We start from the raw sequence: 12,440 nt of genomic DNA on the forward strand, positions 1-12,440 counted from the left end.
TGGCACAGCCTGTTAGTCCACTAGGCTGTTTTACATGATCGCGATGATTCAGACGTAGATTCGCTTTCGCTAACCATACTCTCTTGCTAGTTGGAGTCGAAGCCTGGACTGACTTCTTACCACCGTTCATTCCCGCTTCACGGATTGATGGCTAGTCGCTACCGTGGGGAAAGTGCTTTCACCCTTGCACTTAGGGGGTTGGGCTTCATCAGTTATTTATATGCTTTCCAGATTCACCATTAGATATTTGTATGGTTTTGCTGTACTGACATTATCTTATTTTGATGTCACCAACATGACTATCAAGTTGTCAAGGTTCTTACCGTTATTGGTAGACAAACCCTTGCGGCTAATCCCCCAAACCCTTATGAGGCTTGGTTTCTAGCCAACGAATCGCACGCAGCCCATCATCGCCAAATCCATCAACAAACCAAAGGAACGCCAGTCGAGAATATTTGTTGAGGAGCAATTATATGCGCCGGAAAAATTCTCTGGTTGCTCGATCCATTTGCTGCCGCCTACCCACAGCCAGCGGCCTGAAGCGAGGGTTTTGAGCTGGTTTTGCATCCGGTGCAGCAGTTGTGTTTCTTCGGGGGTGAGGTTTCCAAGCGATGCCAACCCCTTGACGGTTCGATCGCACACTTGGGCCCAAGTCTCCCTTCCCGTCTCGGTACGGCGGCTGTACGTCCTGAAAAATACTGGATTGGCTGCGGGTGCTGTTTCGGGGAAATCAGACAGGTTGCGTCGATCGCTGGCACTCGATCGTTCTAATTCTCGAACCATAGGTTGTGTACTGACGTGTGGGAATAAATCAACAGACTACGAATATACAACAGGATTCAGATTTAGGGTAAAAGGTGAATATATTTGACAATTTGCACTAGATATGGGGCACAGAACTGTACAAGCTCGATCGCGCGATCGGCTCAAAACTTGACAAAAAAACCCGATTTCTTCCTGAAACCGGGTGAACAGCAAATCTTGTCAATTGTCAACCCTTTGTCAATAAAAACTCAATATTCGGTAACAGCGGGTCTTGAACAACCCCCACACCGTTAAAGCCCCAACGTTCGAGCAGCTTTTTCACCTGAGAACCGGAAATCGATTCTACTCCAAATCGATCGGCAACATCAGCAGCGTGGGCGTTGAGATAGCTCAAAGCCTCATAGTCTTCGCGAAACATCAGCAGGTAACTCACTGCCGCATCTGGATTGGGATTCGCGGACAGATATTTGCCGTCACTGCGGGAACGTAGCAAGTAAAAAACTTGAGATAACATATTATCTTGGTTGCCAAAATAATATGTTACCTCAAATTGGCAATTGGGAATTGCCCAAACGATTTTAGACTGACAATTTGAGATAGTAGAAAAGTTGAGTTTTTTTCAACTTTCTACCTAAAAACTACATAATTGATGCCTAAAATCGCTGGGAATCTAGCAGTTAAATCAAAGTCAGTGCTAAGCCTTTAATCCCTCGCCCGTCGCCAATTTGACCGACAATCGAAGCTTGACCGGTCGTCAAATTGATATTGTACAGGCTGGAAACTCCGCCAACCTCGATCGCAGCCAAAGCCGTCTCGTTACCGCCAACACTCCTGATATCAAAGCCGAGAACATTACCAGCATCAATTCCCAAAGACCCGATCGTATTCAACACTCCATTATTCGGCGGATCTTGCCGCACCAAAACATCTAAATTGGTGTCAATTGCAAATAGTGTCGTCGAAGTTGCCCCTGCAAAGTTATTCACATACGCAGCAGCAGCGGCCGCGCCGGGATTGCCAAAATTGCGATCGCCCGCAGCATAAGCCAAATTCCCGTCGAGTTGAACTCCCCCCGTCAGCGTGTCAAAATCGACAAGTGCCCCGGTATCCGGGTTGAGGCGGGCGTTTTGACCGGCTTGATTGACAAACCGAATTCGATCGACTGTCGGATTGAAATCAAAACCCGCAGCCCCCGGAGTTAGGGGAACAGCAAACTGCCCGCTACCGACTGGACTTGCTTGCCCAGTCACCGGATCGATCGCGTACAAGCGATTGCTAGAACCCACACCGTAAAGCACACCGTTAGCGGGGCGAAAATCAATTCCCAGCAAACTTTCTCCCGGCTGCAACCCAGTAACTGCCACGTCGCTGAGAATCGCCCGCGGTGCCGCCTCGTTAAAACCGACAATTGTTTCAGCGCCATTTCTGACAGTTAAGGCGTAAGCTGTAGGCAAAGGCAAAGCCAAACCGTTAATCTGTCTCCCGTCGGCAATTTGACCGACAAAGGAAGCTTGACCGCTACTTAAATTGATATTGTACAAGCCGGAAATGCCACCAACTTCCAGCGCCGCCACCGCCACCTCGCGGCCGCCAACACTCTTGACATCAAAGCCGAGAACGCTAGTAGCATCAACTCCCAAAGATCCGATCGTATTCAACACTCCATTATTCGGCGGATCTTGTCGCACCAAAACATCCAAATTGCTGTCAATTGCAAATAGCGTTGTCGAAGTTGCGCCCGCAAAGTTATTTGTGTACGCAGCCCCTGCTGCAGCAGGATTTGACCCAAAATTGCGATCGCCCGCCCGGTAAGCCAAATTCCCGTCGAGTTGAATTCCCCCCGCCAGCGTGTCAAAATCGACAATCGCCCCGTTATCCGGGTTGAGGCGGGCGTTTTGATCGGCTTCATTGACAAACCGAATTCGATCGACTGTCGGATTGAAATCAAAACCTGCAGCCCCCGAAGTTAGGGGAACAGCAAACTGCCCGCTACCGACTTGACTGGCTTCCCCGGTTCTCGGATTGATAGTATACAAGCGATTGCTAGAACCCACACCGTAAAGCACACCGTTAGCCGGCCGATAATCAATTCCCAGCAAACTTTCTCCCTGCTGCAATCCAGTCACGGGCAAATCAGAGATCACACTTCCGGGATTGGAAAGACTAAAACCGACAATCCGATTAGCAGGAGTTAAAGCATAAGCCGTTGTCCGCGCTGGAGGCGGGGGACTGGGAACAACGCTGCTAATATTATTAGTGAAACTTGCCTGGTTAATCGCACCTTGTCTCACTCCTTGGAGAGTAGCGAGAAATTCTCCTGTTACCCGGTCTTGAATAACAGTATTGTTTCCAGCTTCGAGAATATTTAACTCGCTAAAACTGAGACCTTCGCCCAAACCGATTAAATCTGTACCGACTGTAAAATCGGCGATCGCGTCCGCATTTGCCAAACTAACACCGCCGCTGGTACGGTTCGGGTCAGCCTCTGCGTAGCGCCTCAAAACAAATAGGTCTGCCCCGTCTCCGCCTATCAGGACATCAGTATCTCGATCGCCCGACAAAACATCATTACCGGAGTTTCCCGATATAGAATCGCTGCCTTTCCCGCCCACTAAAAAATCGTTACCTTCTCCGCCGTTAATAGTGTCGTTATCTAAATCTCCAAAAAGCGAATCTTGACCAGAATTGCCATCAATTAAATCGCTTTGCTTACCTCCATAAATGCTGTCATTACCAGAGTTTCCGGCAATGGTGTCAGTGCCCATCAAACCAAAAATCAGGTCATCTTCTGGAGTTCCTGCTAGCAAGTTTGCTTGGGCGGTGCCTCTAATTTCTGCCATGTTCTAGTCACCCTCTAAATTTGATACTTCTGTTGCCTAACGGCGGTGGTATTCTCAGTCAAAATATCACAAATTCGCACTTTTAGGATAGTTTTTCTTATTTTCGCCTGTAGGGGTGGGTTGCCATAAAAGTATTACACGCAGCTAAAATGATATATAAACCCGCCCCCGATTCAAATAAACCCACTCCTAAATACAGATCGCTTAGCCGTATTTTATAGTTGCCTGTGTAGGCAAGGGCGATCGCAGCTCAACTGCAAACAGTCAAGCTGAAATGTTTAGCGGTGCGAACCTATGAAATTTTGTACTGCATTCATTAGTAATATACGCTGACTCTATAATTTTGGATCTGTACAGTTAGAGAGGCAGTTAAATAATTTCCCTTTTTTCTTCTTGTGGGATGGGCGTCCCGCCCGTCTATTGGGGACGGGCGGGACGCCCATCCCACAACAAACATGAAAAGTGGATTTTATTTAATTTTAATTCCTTAGAAATTATTTTTAAACTTTAATCTTAAAGTCTGCGAAGGTGGGCTATGTGTGTGTAGCAGCGACCACCATCGCTCAAAATAAAGTGGATAATAACTGCCGAATTTGTCTAATAAGTTGAACAGTCATCTGAAGAGGACTCAAGCATTCAGGCAGGGGTGTAAATCCCTGCCTGAATCGGAGTTTCACGTTTGATACCTTCCCCTGCTTTTTCAAGCTTTCAGCAGTGCTTTAGAAGCTGATTGCCCTGCGAGTTTCAGTTGCGATCGCAATTTGAAGTTCAACAACACCAAGACAGTCCACTGACTGAGTATGGAGAGCAAAAATGTATTTCCTGACGCTGCCAAAGACGAAGACCAAAAGCCACTAAATGTTGAAGACAACCAGAGAATAGGAGCTTTTTCTGGGGTTAGTAAGAGCATAGATAAAATCAGAGGCGGCAACAAGATAGCGCCACCGACTGTGCAGATGGCCCACATTTCCTGATTTCGGGTTTTGGTAAATAGGAATAGTTGGGTGATGGCTGCGTAAATTAGGATGAGATTCAGACAGCCAATTACACCCCAAAATCCGTTGATATCAGGTTTTTCCAACAGCGCCCAAGGTGTTAAAATTATTACTGAGCTGAGGAAATCGATCGCGATCGCAACTACAGCCGGACTTTTATCGCTCCAAATTAAATCGAGTAGCGGGTAGCGCCGCCACAGCTTCTGATTGCTGGGAACGATTTGTTTCCGATACCTCGCCCAATCGTACAATGATTGTCGGTCAGATGTTAAAGCTGCAATTAAACCTAAGAACATCACCAAATTCAAGATAAGTAAACAGATGAGATTAGCGGAGTTTGGGGGGTCTGATTGGAGTGCAAACCCTAAAAATATTACCTGACAGCAGATAACTAGCAAATAACTTTGCCGCTTGCTCAAAACTGTAGCACTGGGATTTGGAAAGCGGCGCTGCCATCCCTGCCACATCCAGTAGGTTCCTGTACCGCAAACCAAGAGAGACAAAGCAATGCCGCTCGCAATATTTGTACCCACTGGCGAGTAAAACCATTGCAACTTGTCTAAGTTTTCAACTAACGAATCGAAATCTGTTTTATCAGCTAGAAAAAGCGAATATCTCAGGATAGCAAGGGGAGACAAAAAATGTAACACATCCCCAGCAGCTCGCGTGAGCGGGAGGCAAGAAATCCCAAACACAACAAAAACCGTAGCGCTAGCCAACCAAGGTTGAAATCCTCCCAACCAACTGGTTGTCAATCCAAATAGCATCGAACCGCTGTAAAATAAAGCACAGCTAGCTGCAACCGCTGTGTAGAAACATAAAATTTCATTCAGGGGTATTTGAGCAGCTAATCCAGCATACAAATGCAGCGGTACGGCCAGAATTGCTGCTAGATACAGTAAAATTGGGACGCCAAGAATTTTGCCGAGAAAAATAGTTTTGGCAGACTGGGGACTGAGGCGAATAAAGTTGAGCGTGCCGCGGCGTTCCTCCTTGTCTAAGTCGCTGACAAGTAGATAAGTCCCTGCTACTAATAAAGCTAACACGCTCAATATGCTCAGCCAAATGAATATCTCTAGCCACCACTCCCGCCAGTTAATGACAAAGTTGCCCAAGGCATCTCTGACACACTTTCTCGTAGAGGAATCGGCAGTCTCTAAGCAAAATCTGTGATAGATGGGGTAAGTGTACTCCCCATTACGAGGGGTAACGGGTATCTGGGCGCTGTAATACATCAATAGCAGCAGTTGACCGCTTAGGGAAAAGGCAGAGGCGATCGCCATATTGCCAGTATTCAAGCGGCCTTTGATTTCTCGAAATAACTGGGGATTCCAGTTGCCTATTTTGTCTAGTAAGTGGAGTGTCATGGTTGATTAGTTATTGGTGATTTGATTGGTAATTCTCTCTCTTCTCTTCCTCTGTGTCCTCTGTGCTCTCTGCGGTGAAATAATTCCGATCCAACCGTAAAAAATATAACTCAGTTATAACTCACTGTTGAATTATTTTCAATAACGGGCAAGATGCCCGTTCCACAAAGAATTAATTTGATTCTGGAAACGAGCAAATTAGGATGCTTGTTTGTGTCCCATCTTGAGAAAGATAGTTTCTAAGTCTTCTTGAGTGCAGTGGAATTCGGTTAGGGGAATGTTGGCCGCGACGAGTTCGCGCAATAAATTTGCCGCATCTTCCGCGCTTCCTGAAAAATCAACGCACACCTGTTGAGTTTCCGCGATTATTGCCCAATTTTCCACCCAAGGAAAGTTTTTTAATGCCGATGTTAGCGCTTCTAATTTATTTCCTAAAACCGACATCAAAATTTGCTGGCGGCTGAGGCGTTTGTAAAGTTCTTGTAAAGGTGCGCTTTCGACCAGATATCCGAGTTCCATGATACCCACCCAGCTACAAAGTTCGGCTAAGTCGCTGAGGACGTGAGATGATATGACTACGGTCATGCCGGCTTCTTGCAAAACTTTGATAATTTCGCGGAACTGCATTCGGGCGATCGGATCTAAGCCAGAAACGGGTTCGTCTAACAACAGCAACAGCGGTTCGTGGATGATAGTTCTCCCCAAACTCAGGCGCTGTTTCATCCCCCGCGACAGGGTGGAAATTAAGCTGTTGCGCTTGTTGGTTAGTTGCACGAGTTCTAACACGGAATTGATTCGCTCTCGGCGGCGCGGTTGCTGGAGGTTGTAGAGTCGGGCAAAATAGTCTAAATAATCCCAAACAGTCAAGTCATCGTAGAGGGGAAAGTCATCGGGAAGAAAGCCGATGCGCTGTTTGAGAATCGGGTGCGATCGATCGCGCAATAACCTATCCCCGTTGATGTAAATTTCCCCTACAGTCGGTTCCTCAGCCGCCGCCAACATCCGCAGCAAAGTAGTTTTGCCGGCACCGTTGGGGCCGATCAGTCCGCATACTTCGCCTGCTGCTACTTGCAAATCGATGTCATTGACGGCTATATGGCGATCGAATTGTTTTGTCAGCCCGCGAGTTTCTATTGCTAGTTGTTTTGCCATGTTTGGAGGGTGAATGAAGTTTTATTGGTGCATTCCTGGGAATCATAAAAGTTATATCGAGTCCGATTGATTTGAGGGGATTATTCGTGGGGGAGGGCGGGTTTATTTAACCTGTCTGCAAACTTTAAGCCTGCTGGCGAACCCGCCCCTACAGCTAATGGAGAATGCTGCAATATCTCAGATAGATCCGATCCGTTATGACAAATGCCATGTCTTGTAGGGGCAGGTTCACCGACAATAATTGCCGAAAACCGACAATTTCATAAACCTGCCCCCGCCCGACGACAAATCGCTAATCTACCGGACAGGATATTACGCATCCACACCAAAGAAACAGGGTTTTTGTCGCTTTTAGGTGCTATAACTAAGTATTCCCCAAAAAAAACCGTTTCCCATCGCCCGTGCGTAAATCCCGATCGCAATAGATGCCTACAGCTACCCTAGCTCGTTCTTCCAGGAATTGTCATCTCGTTTCTGAAATTAAAACAAGGACATTCTCGATCGCTGAAATTCTTGCTAGTATTAAGTCTTCCTTCTTCCCGATCGCTGATTCGGTATGACATCTGATACGCGCACCCTTTAATCCGTGTATCCGTGTATCCGTGTTAATCCGTGTAGTGCCTTCCTTCTTCCTTCTGCTATATCAAGTCTGCACGGAAAATTCCTCTGGATCGATATCCCAATTTACCCAGCGAATTGCCTCCCTAGCTGATGTTAGGTCAGGCGGCACTCTCAAAGCGTGAATGAATCCCGTACTCGGACAAGTCATTTTTAACAAACAAATCGGCTCGACATCGGCATTATCTATTTGTAATAGTGCATATTCCTGCCAATTATCTATTTGTTTCGCTGCCAATTCTTGACAAATGCGATCGTAACCAATTCCTTCAATTAACACTCGCCTCAGCTCGGCATTCTCTTCTGCTAAAATCCATTGGGATTGCCATTGATTTGGGTGGACTTTGCCGTATTCTTCAGGCAATCTGACGCCGTGATAATAGTAAAAATTCCATCCGTCCGCAAACTCGATCGCAGGTTCTCCTTCTGCGTGCAAGCGGTTTTGACTGTCAAAGCGCAGGTGGCGGGGGCGATCGGACACCAGGCAAAACTTTTCAAAGGGAAATATCCAACCGCAATGCTCGAAAAGCAGCTTTTGGCAGCGAAGTATTTCTTGTGCCTTTTGGGAAAGATTGACGCCTAATGAAGAGATATACCATTGGGTCAAAGAGATTTCTTTAAAGAAAGTCGTGGGGGTTACAGGCAATTTCAGGTATATCAAATTAGCAGGCAAAACATTCCCCATCGTTCGTTCCGATCGCTTATATTCGTCAACGAATTGGTTGATTAGCGAACGCAGTGTGCTGTCTGCTTCGGACTCGATCGTCATGCAATCGAGCTCGTACTTCCACACCGCCGGACTTGCAAATTCTCCCACAGAGGACATCCATTTCCGGTCTAGATTTTTCCCCAATCTATTGCTGTATTCGTCTGAGTAGTTTTGTGAATGGTCGCGTTTGAGCAAGTTGAAGATTTGGAGACAAACATCGCGGGGACTGCTGCAAACAATAACTTCGGGTTCTTCTAGGCCAATAGCGGCATAAGCAACTTTGATGGCTTCTGTGGCTTTTTGACCATCAATTGGCCTAGTTGAGAGAGTAAGACGTTTCTGTGCGAGTTCGCCTAACACGCACAGAGCGGTAATTTGATTATCGAAGAGATTCAGTTCTGTCAGATTGGTGAGCTTACGCAAGGCGCTGATATCGGTAATTTGATTCAAACCCAGATCGAGTTTTGTCAGATTGGCGAGCTCGCGCAACGCGCTGATATCGGTAATTTGATTCAAACCCAGATCGAGTTTTGTCAGATTGGCGAGCTCGCGCAACGCGCTGATATCGGTAATTTGATTGGAACCCAGCTCCAGTAATTTCAGATTGGTGAGTTCGCGCAACGCGCTGATATCGGTAATTTGATTGCGGCCGAGCTTCAGGGTTGTCAGATTGGCTAGCTCGCCCAACGCACTGATATCGGTAATTTGATTGTAGGTCAACTCCAGGGTTGTCAGATTGGTGAGCTCGCGCAACGCGCTGATATCCGTAATTTCATTGTAGCCTAGTTCCAGGTTTGTCAGATTGGCTAGCTCGCCCAACGGGCTGATATCCGTAATTTTATAGTCATACTTTCCATGGCGAGAGAGATCCAGTTCTGTCATGCTTGAAAGTATCTGCTCCGCTTCTTCAGCGTCATCAGTGCCAGTTTTCCTTAACAACATCTTAACTGTACACCTTGCGTCTTCTGAAAGACTGTCAATATGCCTGCACCAGTCGGCAAAGCTGCTAAAATTCATGGCTTCGTTTGGTTGTTTTTCTGACATAAAATACTCCTAGATGGGGCATGGGCATATTTATCGCACTTTTATGGTAGTTTGTCACGCAGGTCAAGCCAAGTGTTGAGTTTTTCATCTAAAACATATTTATCAGTATCAGAAAGTGCTGCAATAACTTTCAATCGATTTTTAAGTTTTCTTAACTCGCGAATTTCTGCAATAGGTAGCGTTCTCCAATTAGCTGCCTTTTTTTCGACATCTTCCTGCGACTCTTTGATGTTATCCCAAAACCATTCTAAAATTAAGTTAACATCAAGAACAGCACGATCGGAAATTACTTCCTGTTTTTCTATCATCGCAGCTCGCAACATCATTGAGGAAATCGTAAAAGACTCGCCACTACCTGGTTTTTTCCGATCGGCCTCATCGGCTTTGCGATCGTAAATTGCGATCGCGACTTCTGCCCATTTGCGATCGCACAAACCAGAACCATTTTCACCTTTTCGAGCCTTAGCCGAGGCAACATCGGCTAATAATAGCCAGTTAAACCCTTGTGGTTCGGTGGTTTGACCTGAAAATATGTTGTTGGCCCAAATCAGTACAGATTCGGCATTTTGTTCGAGAATGCGATCGAGGGATATTGTCGCAGGAGATTGAGTCATAATTTATCTACTCCACATATTCGATATCAGCATTATTTGTATCGACTCCTTGCTGCCTAAAAACTGCAATTCCTAGTTCTAAGCTCTCTGAATTGGGTCTAAAATGCCCGCTGTGATTGCTGATTGTTAGCAAAATATACAAACCGTTGGTGCCGACAATCTCGGCTTCTCCCGCCGCCAAAACAGGCTGACCGCGAGTTATAACCGTATGGTAAATTTCATTGTTAACATCTAAAAATTTCGGAATTATAAGGAGTTCTAGGTTGGTTGTCACTGCCCATTTGACAGTACCTTCATTAATTATATCGTCAAATCCTGCTTCTCCCACTTTAATGGGTCTGATACCTAACTCATCTGCCGATCGAATTTCATCATTTAGCGTCGCGGGGGACTGATTGGAAAAGCGAGGGCTAGGAACATTATTTGAAAATGATTGTGTCACAACAGAATTTAACGAGAATCAAATTTACAGTCAAATATGATTCTATCACTTCAAATCTTCCAGCTTAATCCGAGGATCGACAGCTTTCAGAAGCAAATCTGCCAACAAATTCCCCACAATCAACATGGTGGCACCCATCATCAAACTTGCCATTACTAAATACAAATCTTGATTGTTCACCGCCTCCAAAGTCAGCTTTCCCAAACCCGGCCAATTAAAGAAAAATTCCGCAATAAACGCACCGCTCAACAAACTAGCAAACTCAAAACCCAACAGCGTAATCAACGGATTAACAGCATTCCGCAAAGCGTGAACGTAAATTACTCGATCGTCCGGCAAACCTTTCGCCCGCGCTGTTCGGATGTAATCTTGACGCAGCACGTCCAACAATTGCCCGCGCATCAATCTTTGCAAACCCGCAAAACCAGTAAGGCTGAGGGCGACTGTTGGCAAAATTAAGTGCCAGCCGTAATCGAGGATTTGACCCCACCAAGGTAAGTCTGCGTGGTCGATGCTTGTCATTCCTCCGACGGGAAACAAAGGCGAAGTATTCTGAGCAAAAAAGAGCAGCAGCAACGCTGTGATAAAGCTGGGAAATCCCTGTCCCGTATAGCTGACTACTTGCAGAACTCGATCGACTGTGCGGTTTTGATTGACGGCCGCGACTATTCCCAAGGGAATGGCGATCGCCCAAGTTACAATCAAAGATGCGATCGCCATCAATAGCGTCGCCGGTACCCGTTCCCACAGCAGCGAAGCTACCGATCGCTGATACACAAAACTCGTGCCAAAATTCCCCCGCGTTACAATTTGTTGCAGCCACAGCCAATACTGCACAATCGCTGGTTTATCTAAGCCGAACTGCTGTTCGAGTTGCTTGAGTGTCTCCGGCGAAATCTTCGGATTTTGGCTCAAAGTATCCAAGTAATTTCCCGGTGCTAGCTCAATAATTGCAAAACAAAGAGCAGATGCCAAAAATAGGGTTAAAAGTGCCTGTAACAGTCGCTTTAAAACATAAGTAAATGTCTCGCTGCCAAACAGAGAATTCAACATCCGCCAATTTCGGTTTAACTTAAGAGAAGTCATAGGATTTTAGATTTTAGATTTTAGATTTTAGATTGAGTAATTGTGAATGATATTAATTCCGGTTGCATCGGAATGATTTAACCACAGAGAACGCAGAGAGCGCAGAGAAAGAGAAGAGAGAGATGAATAATTCCGATGCAAAGGTCAAGGATATTATTTGTCAGTAGTTTTTATTCAACTGTCAGCAGTCAACTGTCAACTGTCAACTGCCAACAGTTAACTAACTAATATTCAACTAGCGTGACGATCGGCACATCCGGCAATTTCTGCCTGCCGCCCAAAGCCTGCAATTCAATGATAAAAGCAAAACCGACAAGCTCGCAGCCAGCTTGCTCCAACAATTTAGCTGTCGCTGCCGCTGTTCCGCCAGTGGCGATTAAATCGTCCACAATCAGCACCCGGCTGCCGGATGTCATCGCATCTCGGTGCATCTCCAGTCGATCGACACCGTATTCCAACTCGTACTCAGCAAAATGAACCGCACCGGGCAGTTTCCCCGGTTTGCGGACAGGAATAAAGCCTATTCCCATTTTATAAGCCAAAGGCGCGCCAAAGATGAAGCCCCGCGATTCCATGCCCACCACATAGTCAGCAGACACAGCAGAGCATTTTTCCGCTAAGCTGTCAATGGTGTAGCTGAGCCCTTGCGGGTTGCTCAGCAAAGTTGTAATGTCTCGAAACATAATTCCCGGCTTTGGGAAATCAGGAATGTCGCGAATTAGAGATTTGAGATCCATAAGCTTGCAGATCCGGGTTGAAGGTAACGAGGCATCAAAAATGGTACAATAATAACGTCAAAAATTAAAAA

General features: G+C 46.1%; 11 protein-coding genes and 1 pseudogene. All 12 read right to left on the reverse strand.

Features of this window, described 5'->3' with window-relative positions; genetic code table 11:
• Window positions 1-381: 381 nt before the first annotated feature.
• On the reverse strand, window positions 382-783 hold the full coding sequence (locus tag OSC7112_RS08345; protein WP_041622427.1) for a ribonucleoside-triphosphate reductase: 402 nt from the start codon (window positions 781-783) through the stop codon (window positions 382-384).
• A 208-nt stretch (window positions 784-991) separates the two neighbouring features.
• Window positions 992-1,279: a hypothetical protein gene (locus OSC7112_RS08350; RefSeq protein WP_015175489.1), complete on the reverse strand. Its 288-nt coding sequence runs from the start codon at window positions 1,277-1,279 to the stop codon at window positions 992-994.
• Window positions 1,280-1,442: 163 nt separating this feature from the next.
• On the reverse strand, window positions 1,443-3,605 hold the full coding sequence (locus OSC7112_RS08355; protein ID WP_015175490.1) for a DUF4394 domain-containing protein: 2,163 nt from the start codon (window positions 3,603-3,605) through the stop codon (window positions 1,443-1,445).
• A gap of 700 nt (window positions 3,606-4,305) precedes the next feature.
• On the reverse strand, window positions 4,306-5,967 hold the full coding sequence (locus tag OSC7112_RS08360; protein ID WP_015175491.1) for a hypothetical protein: 1,662 nt from the start codon (window positions 5,965-5,967) through the stop codon (window positions 4,306-4,308).
• A 198-nt stretch (window positions 5,968-6,165) separates the two neighbouring features.
• The gene (locus tag OSC7112_RS08365; RefSeq protein WP_015175492.1) at window positions 6,166-7,119 is read right to left on the reverse strand and encodes an ABC transporter ATP-binding protein; all 954 of its coding nucleotides are present in this window, start codon (window positions 7,117-7,119) and stop codon (window positions 6,166-6,168) included.
• 440 nt (window positions 7,120-7,559) lie between these two features.
• Window positions 7,560-7,682 carry a hypothetical protein gene (locus OSC7112_RS41685; protein WP_263053594.1) on the reverse strand — a complete coding sequence of 41 codons (123 nt, stop codon included), beginning with the start codon at window positions 7,680-7,682 and terminating at the stop codon, window positions 7,560-7,562.
• Between the two features lie 80 nt (window positions 7,683-7,762).
• The gene (locus tag OSC7112_RS42335; RefSeq protein ID WP_397319554.1) at window positions 7,763-8,842 is read right to left on the reverse strand and encodes a DUF6745 domain-containing protein; all 1,080 of its coding nucleotides are present in this window, start codon (window positions 8,840-8,842) and stop codon (window positions 7,763-7,765) included.
• A pseudogene (locus tag OSC7112_RS42340) lies at window positions 8,822-9,490 on the reverse strand (leucine-rich repeat domain-containing protein); the annotation flags it as partial. The gene OSC7112_RS42335 and the pseudogene OSC7112_RS42340, both read right to left, overlap by 21 nt.
• A 41-nt stretch (window positions 9,491-9,531) precedes the next feature.
• Window positions 9,532-10,104 (reverse strand): hypothetical protein, encoded by a 573-nt coding sequence (locus OSC7112_RS08375; RefSeq protein WP_015175494.1) that lies wholly within the window; start codon window positions 10,102-10,104, stop codon window positions 9,532-9,534.
• 7 nt (window positions 10,105-10,111) lie between these two features.
• Window positions 10,112-10,546, reverse strand: a complete 435-nt coding sequence (locus tag OSC7112_RS08380) for a hypothetical protein (protein WP_041622428.1) — start codon at window positions 10,544-10,546, stop codon at window positions 10,112-10,114.
• 45 nt (window positions 10,547-10,591) lie between these two features.
• Window positions 10,592-11,632, reverse strand: a complete 1,041-nt coding sequence (locus tag OSC7112_RS08385; RefSeq protein WP_015175495.1) for an ABC transporter permease — start codon at window positions 11,630-11,632, stop codon at window positions 10,592-10,594.
• Window positions 11,633-11,856: 224 nt separating this feature from the next.
• The gene (locus tag OSC7112_RS08390) at window positions 11,857-12,369 is read right to left on the reverse strand and encodes an adenine phosphoribosyltransferase (protein WP_015175496.1); all 513 of its coding nucleotides are present in this window, start codon (window positions 12,367-12,369) and stop codon (window positions 11,857-11,859) included.
• Between the last annotated feature and the right edge of the window lie 71 nt (window positions 12,370-12,440).

Origin of the sequence: Oscillatoria nigro-viridis PCC 7112 (assembly GCF_000317475.1) — a bacterium.
In the GTDB taxonomy this organism is placed as follows: domain Bacteria; phylum Cyanobacteriota; class Cyanobacteriia; order Cyanobacteriales; family Microcoleaceae; genus Microcoleus; species Microcoleus nigroviridis.

Bases quoted from the DNA above. Each gene is read 5' to 3' on its own strand.
- OSC7112_RS08360 (WP_015175491.1), bottom strand. From the start codon at position 5,967: ATGACACTCCACTTACTAGACAAAATAGGCAACTGGAATCCCCAGTTA.
- OSC7112_RS08375 (WP_015175494.1), bottom strand. From the start codon at position 10,104: ATGACTCAATCTCCTGCGACAATATCCCTCGATCGCATTCTCGAACAA.
- OSC7112_RS08345 (WP_041622427.1), bottom strand. From the start codon at position 783: ATGGTTCGAGAATTAGAACGATCGAGTGCCAGCGATCGACGCAACCTG.
- OSC7112_RS08355 (WP_015175490.1), bottom strand. From the start codon at position 3,605: ATGGCAGAAATTAGAGGCACCGCCCAAGCAAACTTGCTAGCAGGAACT.
- OSC7112_RS08350 (WP_015175489.1), bottom strand. From the start codon at position 1,279: ATGTTATCTCAAGTTTTTTACTTGCTACGTTCCCGCAGTGACGGCAAA.
- OSC7112_RS41685 (WP_263053594.1), bottom strand. From the start codon at position 7,682: ATGTCATACCGAATCAGCGATCGGGAAGAAGGAAGACTTAATACTAGC.
- OSC7112_RS08385 (WP_015175495.1), bottom strand. From the start codon at position 11,632: ATGACTTCTCTTAAGTTAAACCGAAATTGGCGGATGTTGAATTCTCTG.
- OSC7112_RS08390 (WP_015175496.1), bottom strand. From the start codon at position 12,369: ATGGATCTCAAATCTCTAATTCGCGACATTCCTGATTTCCCAAAGCCG.
- OSC7112_RS08365 (WP_015175492.1), bottom strand. From the start codon at position 7,119: ATGGCAAAACAACTAGCAATAGAAACTCGCGGGCTGACAAAACAATTC.